Annotated in this window: 22 protein-coding genes; 13 read left to right on the top strand and 9 right to left on the bottom strand. The window is 68.4% G+C overall.

Annotated features, from left to right (window positions below):
- Positions 1-34: 34 nt before the first annotated feature.
- Complete coding sequence (locus ACFVY3_RS05620; RefSeq protein ID WP_400159028.1) at positions 35-535, bottom strand: NfeD family protein; 501 nt, start codon at positions 533-535, stop codon at positions 35-37.
- A gap of 167 nt (positions 536-702) precedes the next feature.
- A complete protein-coding gene (locus tag ACFVY3_RS05615) occupies positions 703-1599 on the bottom strand; it encodes a methyltransferase domain-containing protein (protein ID WP_400159027.1) in 897 nt (298 codons plus the stop codon).
- Positions 1600-1752: 153 nt separating this feature from the next.
- On the opposite strand from ACFVY3_RS05615, the gene ACFVY3_RS05610 reads away from it, so the two are divergent.
- On the top strand, positions 1753-3816 hold the full coding sequence (locus ACFVY3_RS05610; protein ID WP_400159026.1) for a S9 family peptidase: 2064 nt from the start codon (positions 1753-1755) through the stop codon (positions 3814-3816).
- 23 nt (positions 3817-3839) lie between these two features.
- Here ACFVY3_RS05610 and ACFVY3_RS05605 read toward each other — a convergent pair whose 3' ends face one another.
- Positions 3840-4553, bottom strand: a complete 714-nt coding sequence (locus ACFVY3_RS05605; protein ID WP_400159025.1) for a peptide deformylase — start codon at positions 4551-4553, stop codon at positions 3840-3842.
- Between the two features lie 9 nt (positions 4554-4562).
- Positions 4563-5627, bottom strand: coding sequence for a hypothetical protein (locus ACFVY3_RS05600; protein ID WP_400159024.1), 1065 nt, complete (start codon positions 5625-5627; stop codon positions 4563-4565).
- A gap of 98 nt (positions 5628-5725) precedes the next feature.
- Between ACFVY3_RS05600 and ACFVY3_RS05595 the strand changes: the two genes are divergently transcribed.
- Entirely contained in the window at positions 5726-6130 is a 405-nt protein-coding gene (locus ACFVY3_RS05595; RefSeq protein WP_400159023.1) for a nuclear transport factor 2 family protein, read from the top strand.
- 34 nt (positions 6131-6164) lie between these two features.
- On the opposite strand, the gene ACFVY3_RS05590 is transcribed toward ACFVY3_RS05595, so the two are convergent.
- From ACFVY3_RS05590 to ACFVY3_RS05580, 3 genes are read right to left on the bottom strand one after another with little or no spacing between them, the layout of a single operon-like run.
- Complete coding sequence (locus ACFVY3_RS05590; RefSeq protein WP_400159022.1) at positions 6165-7328, bottom strand: FAD-dependent oxidoreductase; 1164 nt, start codon at positions 7326-7328, stop codon at positions 6165-6167.
- Positions 7325-8095 (bottom strand): class I SAM-dependent methyltransferase, encoded by a 771-nt coding sequence (locus ACFVY3_RS05585; RefSeq protein WP_400159021.1) that lies wholly within the window; start codon positions 8093-8095, stop codon positions 7325-7327. Before ACFVY3_RS05585 ends, ACFVY3_RS05590 begins: the two co-directional genes overlap by 4 nt.
- An 8-nt stretch (positions 8096-8103) precedes the next feature.
- On the bottom strand, positions 8104-9321 hold the full coding sequence (locus tag ACFVY3_RS05580) for a type III polyketide synthase (protein ID WP_400159020.1): 1218 nt from the start codon (positions 9319-9321) through the stop codon (positions 8104-8106).
- Between the two features lie 140 nt (positions 9322-9461).
- Between ACFVY3_RS05580 and ACFVY3_RS05575 the strand changes: the two genes are divergently transcribed.
- From ACFVY3_RS05575 to ACFVY3_RS05565, 3 genes are all read left to right on the top strand, one after another.
- A complete protein-coding gene (locus ACFVY3_RS05575; RefSeq protein WP_400159019.1) occupies positions 9462-11849 on the top strand; it encodes an ATP-binding cassette domain-containing protein in 2388 nt (795 codons plus the stop codon).
- 54 nt (positions 11850-11903) lie between these two features.
- A complete protein-coding gene (locus ACFVY3_RS05570; RefSeq protein WP_290257819.1) occupies positions 11904-12293 on the top strand; it encodes a RidA family protein in 390 nt (129 codons plus the stop codon).
- Positions 12294-12467: 174 nt separating this feature from the next.
- Entirely contained in the window at positions 12468-13334 is an 867-nt protein-coding gene (locus ACFVY3_RS05565; protein ID WP_400159018.1) for a class I SAM-dependent methyltransferase, read from the top strand.
- Here the strand turns inward: ACFVY3_RS05565 and arr are convergent.
- On the bottom strand, positions 13302-13727 hold the full coding sequence (arr, locus tag ACFVY3_RS05560; protein WP_400159017.1) for an NAD(+)--rifampin ADP-ribosyltransferase: 426 nt from the start codon (positions 13725-13727) through the stop codon (positions 13302-13304). The two genes, ACFVY3_RS05565 and arr, sit on opposite strands and share 33 nt — an antisense overlap.
- Before the next feature lie 164 nt (positions 13728-13891).
- On the opposite strand from arr, the gene ACFVY3_RS05555 reads away from it, so the two are divergent.
- From ACFVY3_RS05555 to ACFVY3_RS05530, 6 genes are all read left to right on the top strand, one after another.
- Complete coding sequence (locus ACFVY3_RS05555) at positions 13892-14500, top strand: GNAT family N-acetyltransferase (RefSeq protein WP_400159016.1); 609 nt, start codon at positions 13892-13894, stop codon at positions 14498-14500.
- Positions 14490-14717: a hypothetical protein gene (locus ACFVY3_RS05550; protein WP_400159015.1), complete on the top strand. Its 228-nt coding sequence runs from the start codon at positions 14490-14492 to the stop codon at positions 14715-14717. The genes ACFVY3_RS05555 and ACFVY3_RS05550 overlap by 11 nt, the downstream gene beginning before the upstream one ends.
- A 302-nt stretch (positions 14718-15019) precedes the next feature.
- The gene (locus tag ACFVY3_RS05545) at positions 15020-15874 is read left to right on the top strand and encodes a hypothetical protein (RefSeq protein ID WP_400159014.1); all 855 of its coding nucleotides are present in this window, start codon (positions 15020-15022) and stop codon (positions 15872-15874) included.
- A gap of 588 nt (positions 15875-16462) precedes the next feature.
- Entirely contained in the window at positions 16463-16831 is a 369-nt protein-coding gene (locus tag ACFVY3_RS05540) for a hypothetical protein (RefSeq protein WP_400159013.1), read from the top strand.
- On the top strand, positions 16828-17337 hold the full coding sequence (locus ACFVY3_RS05535) for a DUF427 domain-containing protein (protein ID WP_400159012.1): 510 nt from the start codon (positions 16828-16830) through the stop codon (positions 17335-17337). Before ACFVY3_RS05540 ends, ACFVY3_RS05535 begins: the two co-directional genes overlap by 4 nt.
- Before the next feature lie 120 nt (positions 17338-17457).
- Positions 17458-18165: a hypothetical protein gene (locus ACFVY3_RS05530; RefSeq protein ID WP_400159011.1), complete on the top strand. Its 708-nt coding sequence runs from the start codon at positions 17458-17460 to the stop codon at positions 18163-18165.
- A 54-nt stretch (positions 18166-18219) separates the two neighbouring features.
- Here the strand turns inward: ACFVY3_RS05530 and ACFVY3_RS05525 are convergent, their stop codons facing one another.
- The gene (locus ACFVY3_RS05525; RefSeq protein ID WP_377970475.1) at positions 18220-18528 is read right to left on the bottom strand and encodes a hypothetical protein; all 309 of its coding nucleotides are present in this window, start codon (positions 18526-18528) and stop codon (positions 18220-18222) included.
- A gap of 133 nt (positions 18529-18661) precedes the next feature.
- Between ACFVY3_RS05525 and ACFVY3_RS05520 the strand changes: the two genes are divergently transcribed.
- Both ACFVY3_RS05520 and ACFVY3_RS05515 read left to right on the top strand, forming a co-directional pair.
- Positions 18662-19084, top strand: coding sequence for an ASCH domain-containing protein (locus ACFVY3_RS05520; RefSeq protein WP_400159010.1), 423 nt, complete (start codon positions 18662-18664; stop codon positions 19082-19084).
- Positions 19085-19110: 26 nt separating this feature from the next.
- Positions 19111-19647: an SRPBCC domain-containing protein gene (locus tag ACFVY3_RS05515; protein WP_400159009.1), complete on the top strand. Its 537-nt coding sequence runs from the start codon at positions 19111-19113 to the stop codon at positions 19645-19647.
- Positions 19648-19650 lie beyond the last annotated feature (3 nt).

Below are 19650 nucleotides of genomic sequence, written 5' to 3'. Positions count from 1 at the left end.
CCGCCGCGGGATCTCACGTTGTGTGCTTGCGGGCCTAGGCGCCGGAGTCGGGGGCGCCCGGGTCCAGTGTCCGGTCCAGGACTTCAGCGCCTCCACGCGGGACGACGACGGCGGTGGCGCCGTCGATGGCGCTGACGGTGGCGGTCTGACCCGGTTCGAGGACGCCGGAGTCCAGCCGGGCGGTCCAGACGTCGCCGCCGATCTTGACCAGGCCGCCGGCTGAGCTGACCTGCTCCAGGACGACGGCGGGCTCGCCGATCAGGCGTTCGATGTTGCTGCGCTGGTCCGCGGGACTGCTGCGCAGGTGCTTCAGGGCGACGGGGCGGACAAAGCCGACCATCAGGAGGGACACGACGCTGAAGATGACGATCTGCAGCCAGAGGTCCGCTCCGCCGAGGGAGGCCGCCAGGCCCGCGAGTGCGCCGCCGCCGAGCATGATGAAGAACAGGTCGAGCGTCAGCATTTCCACCACGGCGAACACCAGGAACACCGTGAGCCACAGCGCCCACCAGTTGTCGGCCAGCCATTCAAACATCGTTTCCCCCTGGATGTTTTCTTGGTACGGTGCCGCAGACGCGGCCCCGTAACGTCTTTCCATCCTAGGCGGGATGCGGTGCCAGGTGGGGTTCCGGTCCGGCAGTAGCCGGGAACGTAGTGAAGTCGTTACCCGCCGGCGGGGCGCGGTTCCGGCCGCCGCTCCCTCTACAGCGGCGTGAAGACGCTGATCCGGAACCGGGCCGTCACCGCGGTGCGTGCGGCCTGGCGAGCCCGGGTCTCCTCGAGGGATGCCCGGTCCAGGTGATGCCCGGCGGGGCCCATCAGGGCGAGCTTCACGACGTCGTCGGGCGTGAGGTCCAGGGCGATATCCACCTCGCGTCCGGGCAACGCCGTGAAATGCCCGACCAGACCCGCCGCCAGCCGTTCCTCCTTGGCCGGTTCGATGCCCAGCATGCCCGTGGTGCCTGCGACCTCCGTTAGGTGTCCTGGGCGCGGGGTCACCACGATCAGCCTCCCGCCGGGGCGCAGGACGCGGGCGAATTCGGCGGCGTTGCGGGGCGCGAAGACCACCATGACCACGTCGACGGCGGCATCCCGGACGGGCAGCGGCTGCCAGATATCGGCGACGAGGTTCGCCGCGCCAGGGTTCAGCCGGGCCGCGCGGCGCAGGGCGAACTTCGAGATATCCAGCCCGACGGCGGCGGCGGGAACCCGGTCCAGGACGGCGCGCAGGTAGTGACCGGTGCCGGTGCCGGCGTCCAGGATGGCCGGTCCGGCTTCCGAGGCGCCTTCAGCGGTACTGGCTTCCCCCGCTGCTTCGCCTCCGGCGCCCGTCAGCGCAGCCGCGGCGAACTCCGCGAGGGCGTCGGCCAGCGGCCGGTAGTGGCCGGCGGACAGGAAGTCGTGCCGGGCCGCCGCCATGTCCGCCGAGTCCGATTCGAACACGGTGCCCTTGCCGGTCAGGAGGTTGATGTAGCCCTGTTTGGCGGCGTCGAATGAATGCCCGGCGTCGCAGACCAGGCCGCCGCCGTCGGCCGCCCCGCGAAGGAAGCCCCCCCGGCACAGCGGGCAGGCGAGGAGGGCACGGGAGGCGGAAAGCATAGTCTCCATCGTAGGGCCGGCCGCCTCCGGCCGGAGGAGCCCGCGGACCTCCCGGAGAACTCCCTCGCCTCCCGCCGCGGCTGGGCGACGCCGGCGCAACGCCGGACTGTGAGGTATTTCACCTGCCGCCGGGACGGGGCTAGGCTCGCACTCGTGAAACCCCAACATGTGACCCTGCTCAAGTCTGTCTCCGCGCCCGCCGTCCACCCCGACGGAACCCACGCCGTCGTGTCCGTGGTGCGCCCCGATTTCGACGCCGATTCCTACGTGGGCCAGCTGTGGTCCGTCTCCGCGGACGCGGACCGGGCACCGCGCCGGCTGACCCGCGGCTTCCGCGACACCGCGCCCGCCATCTCCCCGGACGGGCAGGTCCTGGCCTTCATCCGCGCCGCGGCGGGCGGGAAGCCGCAACTGCACATCGTGGAGGCCGGCGGCGGCGAACCCGTTGCCGTCACCGACGCACCGCTAGGAGTGGGCGCCTTCGCCTGGTCCCCGGATTCCCGCAGCATCGTTTTCGCCGCCCGCACCCCGGAAGACGGCCGCTACGGCACGGTCGACGGCGTCTCCGCAGGCGGCGAGGACGCCCGGCTGATCACCGACTACCAGTACCGGATGAACGGCGTGGGCTACACGGCCGACAAGCCCCAGCAGCTCTTCCTGCTGGATGTCCCGGCGCTCACCGACGAACCCTGGGTGGCACCGGCCGGCCGGGCCCTCAAGGACGCCGGCAAGGACGCGTCCAAGGACGCCGAGGACACGAAGTCCTCCGGCAAACTGCCGGAAGCGCACCAGCTGACCCACGCGGCAACCGACCATGACGGCGCAGTCTTCAGCGCCGACGGCAGCCACGTCTACTTCACCGCAGCCCTGCACGAGGGACACGACCGGGACCTGGTCACCGGGATCTACCGTGTCCCGGTCGGCGCCGCTGCTAACGCCGACGAGACCCCCGCCCCGGAAGAGGTCCGGCCCGCTGCCGCCGGCACTGGCACCCTGTCCATCGGTGCCGTCCGGGAAAGCCGCGACGGCCGCCACCTCTACTTCCTGGCCCAGGACCTCGGTCCGGAAGGACTGGACTTCGTGGCCCGCAACACCGCCCTCTTCGTGATGCCCCCGGCAGGCGGCGACGCGGTCCGGCTCAGCGACCCGGAAACCCAGGACATCGCGGGCCCGCTGGAACCGGCCGGGACGGACGGCGTGCTGGTGATGAACAATGCGCGCGGTGCCTTTGAGCTGCTCCGCGTCGGCCCCGACGGCAGCAGCGCCGCTCTGACCACCGGTCCGCGCGTGGTCACCGGTGCCGCGGAAGCAGCCGGAACCGTCTGGATCAGTTTCACCGACGCCGGGACCTCCGGTGACGTCGCCGTGCTCGGCGGGGGGGAGCCCCGGACGCTCACCGACTTCTCGGCTCCGCTGCGGGAGGAGGCCGGCGTGCTGGTGCCGCAGGAGCTCACCTTTGCCTCATCGGACGGCTACCCGGTGCACGGCTGGTTGGTCATGCCCGAGGGCAGCGGCCCGCACCCGGTGCTGCTGAACATCCACGGCGGCCCCTTCGCGCAGTTCACCGGGGCGCTCTTCGACGAGGCGCAGGTCTACGCCGGTGCCGGGTACGCGGTGCTGATGTGCAACCCGCGCGGCTCTGCCGGCTACGGCCAGGAGCACGGGCGCAGCATAAAGGAGCGGATGGGCACCGTGGATATGCAGGACGTCCTTTCCTTCCTCGACGGTGCGTTGGAGAAGTTCGAGGAGCTCGACGGCGGCGCGCTGGGCATCATGGGTGGCTCCTACGGCGGCTACCTGACGGCCTGGACCATCAGCCACGACCACCGCTTCAAGGGCGCAATCGTCGAACGCGGCTTCCTGGACCCCGTAAGCTTCACCGGCTCGGCCGACATTGGCTGGTTCTTCGGCGGCGAGTACACCGGCCGCTCGGCGGAGCAGATGGAAGCCCAGAGCCCCATGGCCCGGATCGGGGAGGTGCGCACTCCCACCCTGGTGATCCACAGCGAGGAGGACTTGCGCTGCCCGGTGGAACAGGGACAGCGCTACTTCACGGCGCTGAAGCAGCAGGGGGTGGAGACGGCCTTCCTGGTCTTCCCGGGCGAGAACCACGAGCTGTCCCGCTCGGGCACGCCGCACCACCGCCGGCAGCGGTTCGAGCAGATCCTGCAGTGGTGGGGCCGGTATCTGCCGACGGCCACTAACGCAGTGTCCTAAGCCCCAGGCCCTAGGGCCGCGAGTCACCCAAGGCCCGGCAGGAATCCCAGTTCCTGCCGGGCCTTTGTGATGTCCGGTTGGGCCCAGCGGGCGGCGTATTCGGTGTTGGTGGTCAGGGACCGCAGTTCTGCCCTGTCCAGGTACAGCACGCCGTTGACGTGGTCCGTCTCGTGCTGGACGATCCGGGCCTGCCAGCCGGTGAACTCCCTGGTCTTCACCTCGCCGTCCGGGTCGGTGAAGGTTAGGCGCACCGATTCGGGGCGCAGGACGGCGGCCTGCAGTCCGTTGACGGACAGGCACCCCTCGTAGAAAGCCTTTCGCTCTGTGCCGAGGGGTTCGTAGCTGGGGTTGAGCATGGCGAAGAACTCCAGCGGCTGCCGACCCCGGACGGCAGCGACCTCCGGGTCGACGTCGAACGTGTCCTCCAGCACTGCCAGCCGCAGCGGGATGCCCAGCTGCGGGGCGGCCAAACCCACCCCCGGCGCTTTGTGCATTGCCCGGCGCATCAGGTCGATCAGGGCGGACAGGGTGGGGGCGTCCAGCTGCCCCGTGAACGGGGCCGCGCTCTGCCGGAGCACTGGGTGGCCGGCCTGCACGATCGGCGGCAGCACCCCGGCCTCGAGGATCCGGTGGACGGTTTCCCGGATCTTGTCGTCGAGGGAGAGAGTCCCGGCGGAATCGGTGTCCGCGCTGGTGGGATCGGTGTCTGGACTGAGGTTGCTGGCGTCTGCTGGCATGGCTCCAGACTACTGGCGACCGCACGCGGCGGTGACGAAATCGTAGATCCTGCCGCGCAGCGCCGGCCCGGCAGCGATCTTGAGTGTGCCTGCCCGGCCGGCCACGGTGACGTGGAGCGGTATCAGCGTGCCCACCTTGTCCTCGGCGACGGCGTGCGGGTCGCACCGTGCCGGCCGCAGCCCCAGCGGGACCTCGCGTTCGGGCTGGTCGGCGGTGATCTGCAGTCCGTGCGGCCACGGTGCCGCGGCATCTTCCTCCAGCAGCGTGGTGCCGCCGACGCCATCGATGGTGAGCGTTTGCTTCACCGTCGAATCTCCGGCGATTCGCGGAGTGATGACGAGGTCGACGACGGCGGCGCGGCCGTCTGCGGTGGGCCGCAGGTCCGGGGCGAACCGGAAACCCGCGACGGCATTCGCCGCCTGCGCCACGCACTGTTCGTCGTTGTTCCGGGTCAGCACCCCGAAGGGGTCGGTGACGGCAACCGTGACCTGGCTGACCGCCCCGGTGGTGTCACGGAGCCGCAGGGTGGCCTCGCCGGCCTTCGCTTCGCTGCCGGATGACGCACCCGTGGCCTCGGTGCCGGCATTGCCGGATGCTTCGCCGGCCGCCGGGCAGGCTGCGGCCGGGAGCGGGGCTGGGAGGCTCTTGGCTTGGCCCGGCGGCAGTTCGGTCCCGCCGCCCGGGGTCGCCCAGCCGATGGCGCCGGCGAACAGGCCGGTGGTCACGTCGGCCGCCTCGACGGTGAGGACGGCGGAGGTGGTGTTGGTCAGCTGGATCTCCACGATCTGCTTGCTGTAGTTGTCCCGGAACTGGTTCATCGCCACGGTCACGGGTGCAGCGGACGGGGTGCCGGTAGGGGCAGACGCGGTGGCGGGGACGGAGGACCCGGGCGTTGGTGCGGCCGGCGACGACGTCCCCGTGGTGGAGGGGCCCGTGGGACCGGTGCAGGCCACGGCCAGAAACACGGACACCAGCAGCGGCGCGAGTGTCAGCGCGGCGCGGGCCCGACGTGGCTGATTCTGTGCCGTCCGCCGTTCCGGCGGTGGCCTGCGACGGATCGGAGCGCTGCCCATGCGGCCAGTGTAGGCGCGGGTGCCGTACCACGGCAGGTGCCGGCACCTCTCGTTGCCGGCACGGGAGGTGCGAGGTCCGGTTCGGTTAGTCTCAAGGTATGACTGACGCCGCGCCCCTGGACCGTGTGCTGGGCCTGCTCCGTGCCATCGAGTCCGGCACCGGGTCCGCCGCATTGGAGCCATTTCTCGCCGAGGACTATGTCCTGACGGAGGCGCCCCACCTGCTGGCCCCCGCCGGGAGCACCCGGACCCGGGACCAGGTTCTTGCCGCCGCAGACCGCAGCGGCGAGGTCGTGATCGGGCAGCACTTCGACGTCCGCCGGACCACCTGCCAGGAGAACCGCGTGGTGGTGGAGGCGGAATGGTCGGCCGTCCTGCAGCTGGACCTGCCACTGTGGGACAAGGGTGAGACCATCCGCGCCCGGACCGCCTCGGTCTTCGAACTCCGCGACGGCCTGATCATCAGCCAGCACAGCTACGACTGCTACTACACCCCCGAGTAGGCGCCGCCCGCACGTCAGCGCACGGTGAAGAGGCTCAGTGCATGGTGAAGCGGCGGGCCGTCCACCGGTTCAGCGCCGGAATTGACGCAGCCGCCGCGATTGCCCCGTTCCGGGCCGCGAGGAGTCCCGCCGGCAACGGCCGTCCCAAGGCCATGTTGATCTCGGACTGCCGCACCGCACGGGCCGCGGCCCTGAGCCTGCGGTGCTCGAACGCCCGCAACTCGGGCACCATGGACGGGTCAGTGGACCGCCCGGTGGCCAGTAACGAGGGGATGAGGCCGGCCAACTCGACGGCGTCCAGCCAGCCGAGGTTCATGCCCTGGCCGCCGATCGGGCTGATCTCGTGGGCGGCGTCCCCGATAAGGACGCAGCGCCCCGCGGCCATCCGCCGGACCAGCCGCGAGCGGACGCCGAAGGTGCTCAGCATGGTGTTGCTGCCAGCGTCGACGCTGACGCCGGTGCGCCGTCGAACCTCCCCGGCCAGCCCGTGAGCCCCGTCGCCCGCGGGCGTACCGCCATTCATGCGCACTACCCAGCGCCGCTGCGGGCCCGGCAACGGGAAGGACTCCACGATCCCGTCGGCGGCGAGGAAGAGGGCCGCGTCGGTGCCGAGGTCGGTGCCGTCGTCGAAGTCGCCCATCAGGTACCGGTCCGGGTAGTCCATGCCGTGTGTCCCGAGGCCCGCGGCGGAGCGCACAACGGAGCGGACGCCGTCGGCGCCGATCACCAACGACGCCTCCAGGTAGTCCACGAGCCCGGCGCTGTCGGTGCGCACCCGCACCGGGCCGCCCTCCCGCCCCCTACCCGCCAGGCCCGTCACCCGTACCCCGCAGCGGAGCGCCCCGGGGTCCAGGCCGCGCAGCCTGGCCGCCAGGACCTCTTCCGTGCTGTTTTGCGGCAGGGACAGCACGAACGGGTAGGGCCCGGGCACGGCGTCGAAACTCATCTCCGCCAGGGTCCGGCCCGCGTTGACCGCCACTCCGCGCCGGATCGGGACGCCCCGGCGGATCAGCTCCTGGTCCACGCCGGCGCGGGACAGGGCGCTCAGGGCCGGCGGGTGGATGCCGATGGCGCGGGAGTGCCCGGCGGTCCCGGCGGTCCGGCGTTCCAGGACGGTGACGGATATCCCGCGCTGCAGAAGCAACGTGGCCAGGAACAGGCCGACGGGCCCGCCGCCGACAATAGCGACGTCGATCACGGGCGACGGCCCGGCGTCGCGGAATCGTCGGACGCACCCTGAGGGTTCCCGCTGCCGGGAGGGACCTCACTGGCGGGGCGCTCCAGCAGCAGGAGGTTGCGGAACGGGAAGCCGGGCCGCACCGTCCAGCCCGGGGGAGCGGCGGCGCGCAGTTCGGCGGGCGTGTAGCTGCGGCGGATGGACGTCAGCCCGTCGGCCCGGATGAAGGATCCCCGGAACGGCAGGGCGGCGCCGGAGAACAGCCCGTAGGCCAGTGCGCTGCGCCGCAGGTCGTTGTGCAGGACCAGCCGGCCGGCCAGCGCCGCCGACTCGGACAGGAACGCGGGCAGATGGTCGTCCGGGAGGTGGTGCAGGACGTGGTTGGAGACCACGATGTCGAACCGTTCCCCGGCGGCCAGGAGCCCGGTGGTGTCCTGCCTCCGGAAGCTGACTCCTGGAGCCTTCCCCGCGGCGGTCCGGGCCTCGGCGAAGGCGGCGGCCCGCGGGTCCGGGTCCACGGCCGTGACCCGCAGCGGAAGCCGGTCGCGGGCGGCCCAGCGGGCCAGCCGGACGGCGACGTCTCCGCCGCCACAGCCGACGTCCAGCAGGGACACCGGGGTCCCTGCCGCGAGAAGCGGCCTGAGGTGCTGCCGGTAGATCCCCCGCCAGCCCGAGACGGCGCGGTTTACCAGGTCAAATTGCGCGTAGGTGCGCTCCAGCCGGCCGGGGTCACAGTCGTCCCGGTCCATTTCCTCGACGGCATCGGCCGCCCGGTCACTCAGCAGCACGGAAGCTCTCAGACCAGGGCGGAGGCGGTCGCTGCCGCGGCGGCCCGCTCCGATGCGCGTGGCGAATCTTCCCGCCACCCGGTGACCTTGGTGAACAGCGCGGTCTCCACGGTCAGCCCCGGACCGAACGCCATCGAGCAGATCCGCTCGCCGCGCCCGTCGCCGTCGTCCGCTCCCGGATTGGCGGGAAGGTCCAGGATGTGCCGGAGGACGAAGAGCACCGTGGCGCTGCTCATGTTCCCGTAGTTGCGCAGCGTTTCCCGGGCCGGCCGCAGTTGCTCCTTGCTGAGGCCCAGCCGGGCCTCGACCTTGTCCAGGATGCTGCGGCCGCCCGGGTGGATGGCCCAGTGCCGGATGTCGCCGTACGCGGCACGGGTCAGTGAGGGGTCACGGGCCAGGAGGGGTTCCAGGGCGCCGACGATGTGTTCGTCGATGATGTGCGGGACGTAGGTGCCCAGCACCATTTCGAAGCCGGCGTCGCCGATGTTCCAGGCCATGGCCTCCTCGCCCACGGGGGTGAGCACGGTTTCGAAGTGGTCCAGGGTCATCAGCGCCGGCGCGTCCGGAACGTCCCGGGTCGTAATGACGGCGGCGGCGGCCCCGTCGGCGAAGAGGGCCGAGCCCATGATGGTGTCCGGGTCGTTCGAGGTGCGCACGTGCAGCGAACAGAGCTCGGCGCAGACCACCAGCACCACGGCGTCCGGATCCGCCTCGCAGAAGGCGGCGGCAGCCCGCAGCGCCGGGAACGCGGCGTAGCAGCCCATGAACCCGAGGTGGTACCGCCGGACGGAGGGTTTGAGGCCCAGGCCGCGGACGATCTTGTAGTCGGGTCCGGGGTTGAAGAACCCGGTGCAGGAGACGGTGACCAGGTGGGTGATGTCCTCCCGGGCGATGCCGGCGCAGGCGTCGACGGCCTTCTCCGCGGCCTCGATGAAGAGTTTGCTGGCCTCGACGGCGAAGATGTCGTTACGGGCCTTGGTGCCGGGGCTGAGCAGGAGTCCGGAGGCGGCGTCGAAGAACTGCGGGTCGGCGGCGGTGCTGCGCGTGGTCAGTTCGTCGAGGGCGGTGTAGCGCGTATCGATCGCGGCGCCGTCGAAACAGGTGGCCACCAGGCGGGCTCCGAGCCTGCTGAGGCCCGGCTGGGCGGCGAAGACGTCACGGGCTTCGGACTGGATCAGGACAGTGGGCGGGACAGCAGTTTCCAGGGACCTCAGGTAGACCGTCATGGTTCATTCTGTGGGAGCCCGGCGGATTAGACAATGGCGTCTTGGCCGCGGCTGGCGCCCGCCGTCGTCGTTCCCGCCCAATAACACCACCGTCTGTTCTAAGCTGGCCCTGCACGCCCAATGGAAGGAGACGCGGCAGCATGACACCAGCAGGGGAGCCGGCCCCGGCGGCGGTCCACGTCGCCGACACCCATGACCTGATCCGGGTGCAGGGGGCACGGGAGAACAACCTCAAGGACGTTAGCGTCGAGATCCCGAAGCGCCGCCTGACCGCATTCACCGGCGTCTCCGGCTCCGGCAAGAGCTCGCTGGTGTTCGCCACCATCGCGGCCGAGTCCCAGCGCATGATCAACGAGACCTACAGCGCCTTCGTGCAGGGGTTCATGCCTACCCTGGCGCGCCCCGACGTCGACCTCCTCGAGGGGCTGACGACGGCGATCATCGTGGACCAGGAGCGGATGGGCGCCAACCCCCGGTCCACGGTGGGCACCGCCACGGACGCGAACGCGATGCTCCGGATCCTCTTCAGCCGGATCGGCACCCCTCACGTCGGGCCGCCCACGGCATTCTCCTTCAACGTCCCCACCCGCAAGGCCAGCGGTGTCATGAGCACCGAGAAGTCCGGCCGGGTGGAGAAGAATGTGGTGCAGAACGTCGTCTACCTGGGCGGCATGTGCCCGCGGTGCGAGGGCATGGGGTCCGTGTCCGACATCGACCTGACCGCCCTGTATGACGAGACCAAGTCGCTGGCCGGCGGGGCGCTGACCATTCCCGGCTACAGCATGGACGGCTGGTACGGCCGGATCTTCAGCGGCTCCGGGTTCTTCGACATGGACAAGCCGATCAACAAGTTCACCAAGAAGCAGCTGGATGACCTGCTGTACCGCGAACCGACCAAGATCAAGGTCGAGGGTATCAACCTCACCTACGAGGGCCTGATCCCCAGGATGCAGAAGTCCATGCTGTCCAAGGATCCGGAGGCGATGCAGCCGCACATCCGCGCCTTCGTGGAGCGGGCGGTCACATTCCAGTCCTGCCCGGAGTGCGACGGGACCCGGCTCAGCAAGGAGGCCCGGGCCGCGCGGATCAACGGCAAGAACATCGCCGAACTCTGCGCCATGCAGATCACCGACCTGGCCGGCTGGATCCGGGAGCTCCGGGAACCGTCCGTGGCGCCGCTGCTGGGCGGCCTGCAGCACCTGCTGGATTCCTTCGCGGAGATCGGCCTGGGGTACTTGTCCCTGGACCGGCCGGCCGGGACGCTGTCCGGGGGAGAGGCGCAGCGGACCAAGATGATCCGCCACCTGGGATCCTCGCTGACGGACATCACCTACGTCTTCGATGAGCCCTCGATCGGCCTGCACCCGCACGACATCGAACGAATGAACGGGCTACTGCTGCAGCTGCGGGACAAGGGCAACACGGTGCTGGTGGTAGAGCACAAACCCGAGACCATCGGCATCGCGGACCACGTCATCGACCTGGGGCCCGGCGCCGGAGCGGGCGGCGGTGAGGTGGTCTACCGGGGCACCGTGGCGGGGCTGCGGGGGAGCGGCACCGTTACCGGCCGGCACCTGGATGACCGGGCCGCGGTCAAGGACCCGGTGCGGACACCGGTGGGGGTATTGGAGGTCCGCGGCGCGTCCACGCACAACCTCAAGGACGTCGACGTCGACCTGCCGTTGGGCGTGCTCTGCGTGTTGACCGGTGTCGCCGGCTCCGGGAAGAGTTCGCTGGTCAATGGATCGGTGGCCGGGCGCGACGGCGTGGTGGTGATTGACCAGGGCGCCATCAAGGGTTCGCGGCGCAGCAACCCGGCGACCTACAGCGGGCTGCTGGAGCCCATCCGGAAGGCTTTCGCCAAGGCCAACGGCGTCAAGCCGGCGCTTTTCAGCTCCAATTCGGAGGGCGCCTGCCCGGCCTGCAACGGCGCGGGCGTGATCTACACGGACCTGGGTGTCATGGCCACGGTGGAATCGACGTGCGAGGAATGCGACGGCAAACGCTTCCAGGCCTCCGTCCTGGAGTACACGCTGGGCGGCCGGAATATCGCCGAGGTGCTGGCGATGTCCGTGGCCGAGGCGAAGGACTTTTTCGGCGGGGGAGAGGCAGCCACCCCGGCCGCCCATAAGGTCCTGGACCGGCTCGCCGACGTGGGATTGGGTTACCTGAGCCTGGGCCAGCCGCTGACGACCCTGTCCGGCGGCGAGCGTCAGCGGCTTAAACTGGCGGCCCAAATGGCCGAAAAGGGCGACATTTACATCCTCGACGAGCCGACCACCGGACTGCACCTGGCCGACGTCGCGAACCTTCTGGCGCTGCTGGACCGGCTGGTGGACTCGGGCAAGTCGGTGATCGTCATCGAGCACCATCAGGCGGTCATGGCGCACGCGGACTGGATCGTCGACCTGGGTCCGGGTGCCGGGCACGACGGCGGCAGGATCGTTTTCGAGGGCACACCGGCTGAGCTGGTAGCCGCACGGTCCACGCTGACGGGCCAACATCTGGCCACCTACGTGCGCCACTAGACCGCAGACAACTAAGCCCTTGAAAGTTCAACCGCAGGAAAGGAACTGGTGTCCATGACCCGCCAGAGTGTTCTCGCATCGACGGCACCGAAGCCCATTGGACCGTATTCACAGGCCGCCACGGCACCCGGACTGGGCGTGCTGTTCCTGTCCGGTCAGACGCCCATCGATGCGTCCACCGGCGAACTGGTGGACGGCGACGCTGAAGCACAGACCCGGCGGGTTTTTCACAACCTGGAGCAGGTTCTGACCGAAGCCGGCCTGGGCTGGGACGACGTCGTCAAGGTCAACGTGTACCTGACGTCGATGGCTGACTTTGCGGCGATGAACTCGGTGTACCGTGACATCTTCAATGAGCCGTTTCCGGCGCGCACCACGGTGGCTGTCGCTGAACTTCCGCTCAACGCGCGCGTGGAAATCGAACTGACAGCGGCACTGCGCTAAGCCCCTCCCGGGTTCCTGGCCGCAACGCCGATAATCAACATTATGTAAAGTAATGCTGAATTACCCCCTCGCCCAGGTGTCTTCTTGGGCTCCGCGTACCGAGTCCTCACCGCTTTCTCACTGCACGTAGACCACACTGGATGCCGGTAAGGAATTATCACCCAGGGGGAATTCGTGGCAGCAGCAGGAGCCGATCAAATTAGCGCAGATGCCTGGACCGGCGTCGGGCCTTCGTACGCGCAGAGTTTCGCCCACCTGTGCGCGGGTACCATCGCTCCGTTGCTTGAGGCAACAGCCGGGATCCTTGGCCCACTGTCTGGTCGCAGGGTGGCCGACGTCGGGTGCGGAAATGGAAACCTCGCCGCGGCGGCGATCGAACTGGGCGCCGACGTCACCGCTGTAGACCCGGATGCCGGGATGCTCTCCATGGCCCGCGCCGCGGCACCTCAGGTCGACCTGATTCTGGGCGGACTGCCTGGCCTGCCACTCCCCTCGTCTGCATTTGACGCCGTCCTCGCCAATTTCGTCGTCAACCATGTCGGGGATCCTCGCGCCGCCGTCGTCGAACTCATCCGGGTGTGCCGGCCGAAGGGCACGGTCGGTGTCACCGTCTGGCCCTCCGAGCTTTCGGCCATCAACACCCTGTGGGCGGACGTGGTGAATGCCAGCGGGGTAACGGCAGCCGGCCAGGGCAGACTTCCGGTGGACAAGGATTTTGATCGGACCGAACCGGGCCTGCGGGTGCTGCTCCAACGGCCCGGCCTGGAAGCCGTGCAGACGAGAATCCTCTCATGGGACTTCATGATCGATGCCGAAGACCTGTGGGCCGGTCCGGCCGGCGGCGTCGGGGGAATCGGCAAGATGGTTCGCAGCCAGGCGCCATCCGTTCAGGCCGCCATGCACCGGGAGTACCTGCGGCTGGTCTCCCCCATCACCACGAACGGAAAAGTCGTGCTGCCGGCGGTTGCACTGCTCGGCGTGGGACAGGTTCCTCACAAGAAAGAGCTGCTAGTTGATGATTTCGCCGTGGCCGTCGGATAACAGGACCGAAAGCCGTTCGCGCCACATCTGCAGCTGCTCGGGCGTAAGCCGGGTCCACTCAAAGATCTCCCCGGTGATCAGCAGCGGCTCAGCGCTCCGATACGACCGGGTGGGGTTGCCCGGAAACTTCTTGTCCGTCACGTTCGGGTCGTCCTCAAACGCCCCGATGGGTTCGACGACGTAAACACGGGGGCGCAACGCGCCGTCGGACAACTCTGCAGCGATTTCCGCCGCCAACCCGGCGCCATCGACGAGGGCCGTGAAGTAGATGTGGTTCATCACGACCTCGGGACGGTAATTCGACCGTCGGCCCGCAGTCAGCCGGTCCCCCACCCGCAGATCCGCGACCGTGCCGTGGAAGAAGGGACCATTCTCACTGGATGCTCCGGACACCTGCACTCCTCACCTGTCTGCGCCGACGTCGACGCCGCTCCCCTACGTTAGCCCGCATTCCTATCATCCCCCGGCGAGGCACCATCCGCGGAGGGAGCCGACACCGCCGTTGACGTCGACGGGGCGTCCCCGATCGCCAACCCGGGCGATGGCAGACTGGCGCAATGAACACCCGCGGCGACATGCCACCCTGGCCAGCGACCCACCCGGAACAGGGCCCCATCCGTCTGCGCAGGTTCACGGATGCGGACGCGGCCATGGCCATGGCCCTATCGCGGGATCCATACGTCCCGACGGTGGGAAGCCTCCCCGCGAACGCCACCCTGAAGGAGGCTCTTGCGTGGATCGCGCGGCAGCGGCAGCGTTTCACCAATGGCTCGGGGTTCTCCTTTTCGATCGCCGAGCTGACGAGTGACCGGGCCGTGGGAAACATCGGGCTCTGGACCAGGGATCTGGGCCAAGGACGCGCGCAAGCAGGCTACGCGGTCGTCCCCAGCGCCAGGGGCGCCGGGATCGCGGCGGCAGCCCTCGGAGCCCTCACCGCTTTCGCCTGGTCCATCGAACAGCTGCACCGGGTCGAGCTGTTTATCGAGCCTTGGAATGTGGGGTCCATGCGAACCGCAGAACGAAGCGGCTACCGCCGCGAGGGACTACTCCGCAGTCACCAGGAAATTGCCGGGAAACGGTGTGACATGGTCCTTTACGCAGCGACCCGCGACGACATCGTCCGGCCGCGGACAGACCGTGAAGGAGAATCAACAAGTGCCCAATAGACTCCCCGATGACGGGATCCTGGTTCGAGTGGACGGCCGCACGCGGTCCGAGATCAAGCACATGCTGACAGGCGGCGGGGTCCTGCTGAACGCTCACGCAGAAACCCTCCTGGCCCATCCCGCATTCGACGCTTCGGAGGCCCGGATTCTCCGCATCGTGGCCGGACGCGCCGGGCGGCAGAAGTCGACCGGTGCAGATCAGCTGTCCTCCGCATGATGGGCTGAGCCGCGGTGCAAGAAAAGATCCACAGCGGCTTCAGTGAGCCCTTGAACCACGGCCGCAATAACTTCCAGGATGACCGACATGCGGTAACTGTAAGACTTTTTGTTCGGCGTCTCGACAAATCGCCACCTGCTGAAGATTCTCTGCCGGTGTTCGGCCTAAGACCCTGATCTCCGAAGCGGTTTCTCAGAGGGCAGTAAAACGGCGATGCCCGACCGCCTGAAGCCATAGGATGTCCTGAATGTCAGGCAGCAACGGGGAGCTGACGGGAAACTAAGGCGGGAAGGTGACAGACGATGTTCTCGCTCGGGATTGAACTAGGGCCCGAACTGATGGCCCGCCAAGCCGCGTGGTTCGCTCCTACGCATCAGCCTTTCCTCATTCCCAGAGAAGGCTCGAGTCGCATCGGTATCGAACCCCGACGAGGAGAACTCGACGCTGAACTGCGGGATACCTTCGAGATTTACAACGTCCCGGATTACCTGGTCTGCGTTCTGGTGAGCGAAGAAGAGTTCAATGATCTCGGACGAATGGCGCGGGCAGTTCTCCTGCACAACCAGATCACGTTCGCGAGGCAAGTTATCCCCTCCGTCCGAAGCGCCCCTGCTGAAGTTCGCGCCCAGGCAGCTGCCCAGGCTGACGGACATCGCTTCGTGTGGTGGCCCTCGCTGCTGGAAGGACATGAGATACCGGTCCTCGATGAATATCTTCGCCACGGTCGCAGACCTAGCAGGCATCTGGAGGTTCCCGAACATATCTGGGAGAACTCTCGTGCGGCTCTTCCCGGGGCTAGGGCACTCGCGGGCACCTTTCCCCATGCCAGCGGCCCTAACTGTCTTGGGACCGTCATGGCGGCAGCGGGCCGGTCCGACGCTGCCGGGAGGTGGATGCTGCGGGAGCCATTCGAGGAGTGGCTGTCTTCGACCGCCGCCCCGGGTGGCTCCGACGACGACGCCGGAACGGTGCTCGTCTGGCGCTCGCCGGACGGATTGGTTCAGCACGCTGCTGTGGCGATCGGGGGCGGGTACGTTCTTCACAAACCATCACAGGGCTGGATGAGCCCCAGGAAGATCCTCACCGCCAAGGAGGCAATTGCCAGTGCCCGGCAGCCTGGCCGGAGACTCACCCGCTACAAACTCCGCACTGTTTAGCGGCGCCGTTCGATCACCCGACGCCAAGGCCAAACCGGGCCTGTTCAACCCTGTGGTTCTCGAGCGAAGACGCTTGGCCAGTTGCCGAATTCGATGCGAAAAGTCAGTACCTCTGCCCGCCATCAAGTGCCCTACGGGCGATCTCCTTCTCAACGAGTGCGGACTCAGCAAGACCGAGAAGACCAACTATTGCCCATAAATACATTTGCCAAGCCCCTCCCCACAGCAGGGAAAGCGCCAACCAGGAGACTCCTAGGACATGGGTGCTGCTTTTCATCGAGCGAAGCGTTTCGGTGGACCGCCTAGGGAAGCGCGATGCTCTGCGCAGGCAACTCCAAATTCTTCGCACCCTTGCTCCTCGTTCCGGCGGTGAGGCGCCTTCATCGTAGTGACACCCATCGGGTGAGGCGACGGACGTGCTTTTCCGGCTACAAAGCGAGCGAGGATGAATAGCCGATCCGGCTCTCCCCCGGATACCCGCCCGGCACCAGGCCGCCCGCCATTCGCACGGCCTCGTTGTGGACAATATGATAAGTAGGCGTAATACTAGACAAACTAGTAAAGACGTTGAGAGAGTCTGGAGTGACCGTGACGGCTACCATCTCTGCCGGGCCTGGGGCGCCCGAGGTCGATATTCGCAATGCTGACCTTATCCGACTCATCGCCGGGGTGGCTGCCGCCGACAAGCCGTCGCTGGAGGGCTTTTACGCCCTCACCTCGGCCCGGTGCTACGGCCTCATCCGGCAGATCGTCCCCGAGGCCCACGCCGCGCAGGGAGTCCTCGAAGCTGTCTACGCCTCCGTCTGGAAACGGGCACGAACGTACCGGCCAAGCGACGGTACCCCCCTCGCCTGGGCCCTCTCCCTCGCCTACGGGCACGCGATGCAGGCGCGCACGGGTCGCGGCATCAACGCGGCCTGCGCCTGCCCCGGCCCCGGCCCCGGCAACGATCCATGAATCTCTTCTCCCGGCATCCCCGTCCCGTTCCCCCGGCCCCCGGGCAGGAATCCGTCTGGGACTATCCCCGGCCCCCTCGCGTCGAACACCGCAGCGAACGCGTGGTGGTGCGCTTCGGGGGGCAGGTCATCGCCGACACCACCGATTCGGTCCGCGTCCTGGAAACCAGCCATCCCCCGGTCTACTACCTGCCTATCGAGGCCTTCCCGGCCGGGGCGCTGCGGCCGGCGGAGGGCTCCAGCTTCTGCGAATTCAAGGGCGAGGCCCGGTACTTCGATGTCATCTCCGGGTCATCGACGGCGCATCGGGCCGGTTGGACGTACCCGGAGCCGGCTAAGGGCTTCGAATCCCTGCGTGGCCGGGTGGCGCTCTATCCCGGCCTGATGGACGCCTGCGAGATCGACGGCGAACGGGTCACCCCGCAGGAGGGCGGCTTCTACGGCGGCTGGATCACCGCCAACATCGTGGGCCCGTTCAAGGGCGCCCCCGGCACCGGCGGCTGGTAACCCGGCGCGGTCGAATGTACCAACGCCGTAAAGATCCGGCGTCCCCCGGAAACCTTCATTTCACACGGACAAATGTCCGCCGCAACTGAAATGGGGTCGAAGATGTTGAATCACCGAAAAGTGCTGCTGCCCGTTGTCATGGCCGCCGGTCTGGGCCTTGGGTTCGCGCTCACAGCGTGCGGACCCTACCCGGGCAACGCCGGCATGAGCTCCGCCGGGTCTCCGGTGGTGCGGGACACCGCCGAGTTGACGTCGACGTCGTCCGTTGAAGCAACGACCAAGGCCTCCGCCCCTCCGCACACTGCAAAAGGCCGCGACGCCGGCGACGCGAAGGTCTACACCTTTCCGGACGGCGGACTGAGCTTCGCCTACCCTGCCGACTGGACCGTGCAAACCTCGACGCCCCCAGCAGGGCTGCCCGGCGTGGAGGCCCTGGTCACGGACCAGTACGGCAAGGACCGGGTGCTACTGGCCCGGGGTGTTACGGCCGGTTGCGCCGGCGGCCCCGTCTCCCGCACGGTCTTGGACCGCGCCGCCGCTCCCGGCATTCCCACAGCCGACGGCGGACCAGCAGCGTTCGGCTTTGTCAGCGAAGTCTCCCCCGGCGGCGAGACCTACTCCATGGGCCTCACGGATCCCCGCTCGCTGCAGGAGGGCGACGGCGTCTCCTCCTGGTGCGGCCTGGTGGGTTCCGGCGGGGATGGGCTTTTTACGCGGGTAATCTTCGCCGACCCGGCGTTTCCCAGCCAGGGGGCGGCCAAGGCGTGGATGAAGACCAAAGACTATGACCGTCTCAAGGACTTGCTGGTCAGCGTCACCGTCCGGTGAGCCCGGGGTGTGGGGTGCCTGCGGAGGGGCATCCCACACCTGCGTCCGGACGCGTCAGTGCAGAGGCGGAATGGCTCCGTAGGACTTCGGCAGCGCATAGGGGTTGACCGGCCGATCCTCGTCGAGCGACGTCGGCTCTTGCGTCGCGTAGGTGCGCGGCGTACGCAGATTGCGGGACCGGCGTCGGAGTCCCGTCACGAGGAGCCCCAGCCCTGCGAGCAGGAATGCGGTACCGGCGGCGAGGGCCACCCCCGGCACACCCCGGCCCGAGAGCGCGTCGAAAAGGGGCAACGGCATCATGATGAGCGCCGCCGCCAGAAGGGCCACTCCGGACCCGATGAACAACGTTCCTTTTGATCCCACAATGTCCCCCTTAGAGGTCCACGGACGGACCCTACTACCAGTCAACCCGATCCGGCGCGTCGGGGGAAGCTCCCGCAGGCAACCATGTTCGCCGTTTCGCCTGAAGCGTCCAGCCCATGGAGGATAGGGAGCTATGTGTACCGATGAGGACCTGCCGCACGCCGAGTTCGCCTTTCCCGGACCGTTGAGGGACGCACTCGTGGGTGCCATTCTGGATGGCCGAAAGACGTCGACGACGTCGCTCGCCGTGGAGTACGCGCTCGCCGACGAGCCTTTACCGATGGTCGGGGCGCGGCAGCAGGTCCTGGATTCGGCAGGCCGTGCCGTTGCGGTCATCGAGACCACGGGTGTGCGCCGGATGCCGCTGGCCGAGGTGGACCTGGACCACGCACGGGACGAGGGCGAAGGCTACGAAACGGTGGCCGAGTGGCGCGCCGGACATGAGAACTTCTGGCACAGCGACCAGATGCGGGAGGCACTCGACGAGGCCCGCATCACGGTCCGCGACGACACCCTGCTGGTCCTCGAACGGTTCCGCCTGGTTCGTCGACTGTAGGACGGAAGCGGGCTAGGCTCGGCCCCATGACCGACGCCGAAACCGACACACCGCGACTGCTGGGGACCCTGCACGCCGCAGGCACGTCGGGGTTCGTCCGCCTCGAGGAATACCTGGACGCGCCCGTCGGTACCGTATGGAGGGCGCTGACCGGGCTAAGCGAGCTGGGCGCCTGGCTCGGCGAGCTGGCAGGGATATCGGGAGAGCCGCTTGCGGCAGCCCCCACCGCGGGGAGCGAGTACCGGGCGCGCTACTTTGCGAGCGGCTGGGAGGGTACCTGCCGCATCGAGGCGTGCGAGAAGCGCAGGGCCATCCGGATCGCCACCTCGTCCGAGGATGAACCCGAGGGGCTGATGAAGATCACGCTGGCACCTCACGGCACCGGGACCCTACTGGTGTTCGAGGACCATGGCCTGCCACTGACGAACCTGGCCGCCTACGCCGCCGGGGACCAGATCCACGTCGAGGACCTGCAATCCCACCTCGCGGGCAAGGGACGCTGCGACGCCCGACGGCTCTGGCAGCAACTGCATCCGCTCTATCTCCAGCAGCCCACGCATTGACCA

The organism is Arthrobacter sp. BPSS-3 (assembly GCF_044628475.1).
Taxonomy (GTDB): Bacteria; Actinomycetota; Actinomycetes; order Actinomycetales; family Micrococcaceae; genus Arthrobacter.
The sequence above is the reverse complement of the archived record's forward strand: the minus strand, read 5'-3'. Positions and strand labels throughout refer to the sequence as shown.

Excerpts from the sequence above, each read along its gene's own strand:
- ACFVY3_RS05575 (WP_400159019.1), top strand. The coding sequence starts at position 9,462 with ATGACACCAGCAGGGGAGCCGGCCCCGGCGGCGGTCCACGTCGCCGAC.
- ACFVY3_RS05515 (WP_400159009.1), top strand. The coding sequence starts at position 19,111 with ATGACCGACGCCGAAACCGACACACCGCGACTGCTGGGGACCCTGCAC.
- ACFVY3_RS05555 (WP_400159016.1), top strand. The coding sequence starts at position 13,892 with ATGAACACCCGCGGCGACATGCCACCCTGGCCAGCGACCCACCCGGAA.
- ACFVY3_RS05600 (WP_400159024.1), bottom strand. The coding sequence starts at position 5,627 with ATGGGCAGCGCTCCGATCCGTCGCAGGCCACCGCCGGAACGGCGGACG.
- ACFVY3_RS05545 (WP_400159014.1), top strand. The coding sequence starts at position 15,020 with ATGTTCTCGCTCGGGATTGAACTAGGGCCCGAACTGATGGCCCGCCAA.
- ACFVY3_RS05570 (WP_290257819.1), top strand. The coding sequence starts at position 11,904 with ATGACCCGCCAGAGTGTTCTCGCATCGACGGCACCGAAGCCCATTGGA.
- ACFVY3_RS05595 (WP_400159023.1), top strand. The coding sequence starts at position 5,726 with ATGACTGACGCCGCGCCCCTGGACCGTGTGCTGGGCCTGCTCCGTGCC.
- ACFVY3_RS05615 (WP_400159027.1), bottom strand. The coding sequence starts at position 1,599 with ATGCTTTCCGCCTCCCGTGCCCTCCTCGCCTGCCCGCTGTGCCGGGGG.
- ACFVY3_RS05605 (WP_400159025.1), bottom strand. The coding sequence starts at position 4,553 with ATGCCAGCAGACGCCAGCAACCTCAGTCCAGACACCGATCCCACCAGC.
- ACFVY3_RS05620 (WP_400159028.1), bottom strand. The coding sequence starts at position 535 with ATGTTTGAATGGCTGGCCGACAACTGGTGGGCGCTGTGGCTCACGGTG.
- ACFVY3_RS05580 (WP_400159020.1), bottom strand. The coding sequence starts at position 9,321 with ATGACGGTCTACCTGAGGTCCCTGGAAACTGCTGTCCCGCCCACTGTC.
- ACFVY3_RS05535 (WP_400159012.1), top strand. The coding sequence starts at position 16,828 with ATGAATCTCTTCTCCCGGCATCCCCGTCCCGTTCCCCCGGCCCCCGGG.
- ACFVY3_RS05520 (WP_400159010.1), top strand. The coding sequence starts at position 18,662 with ATGTGTACCGATGAGGACCTGCCGCACGCCGAGTTCGCCTTTCCCGGA.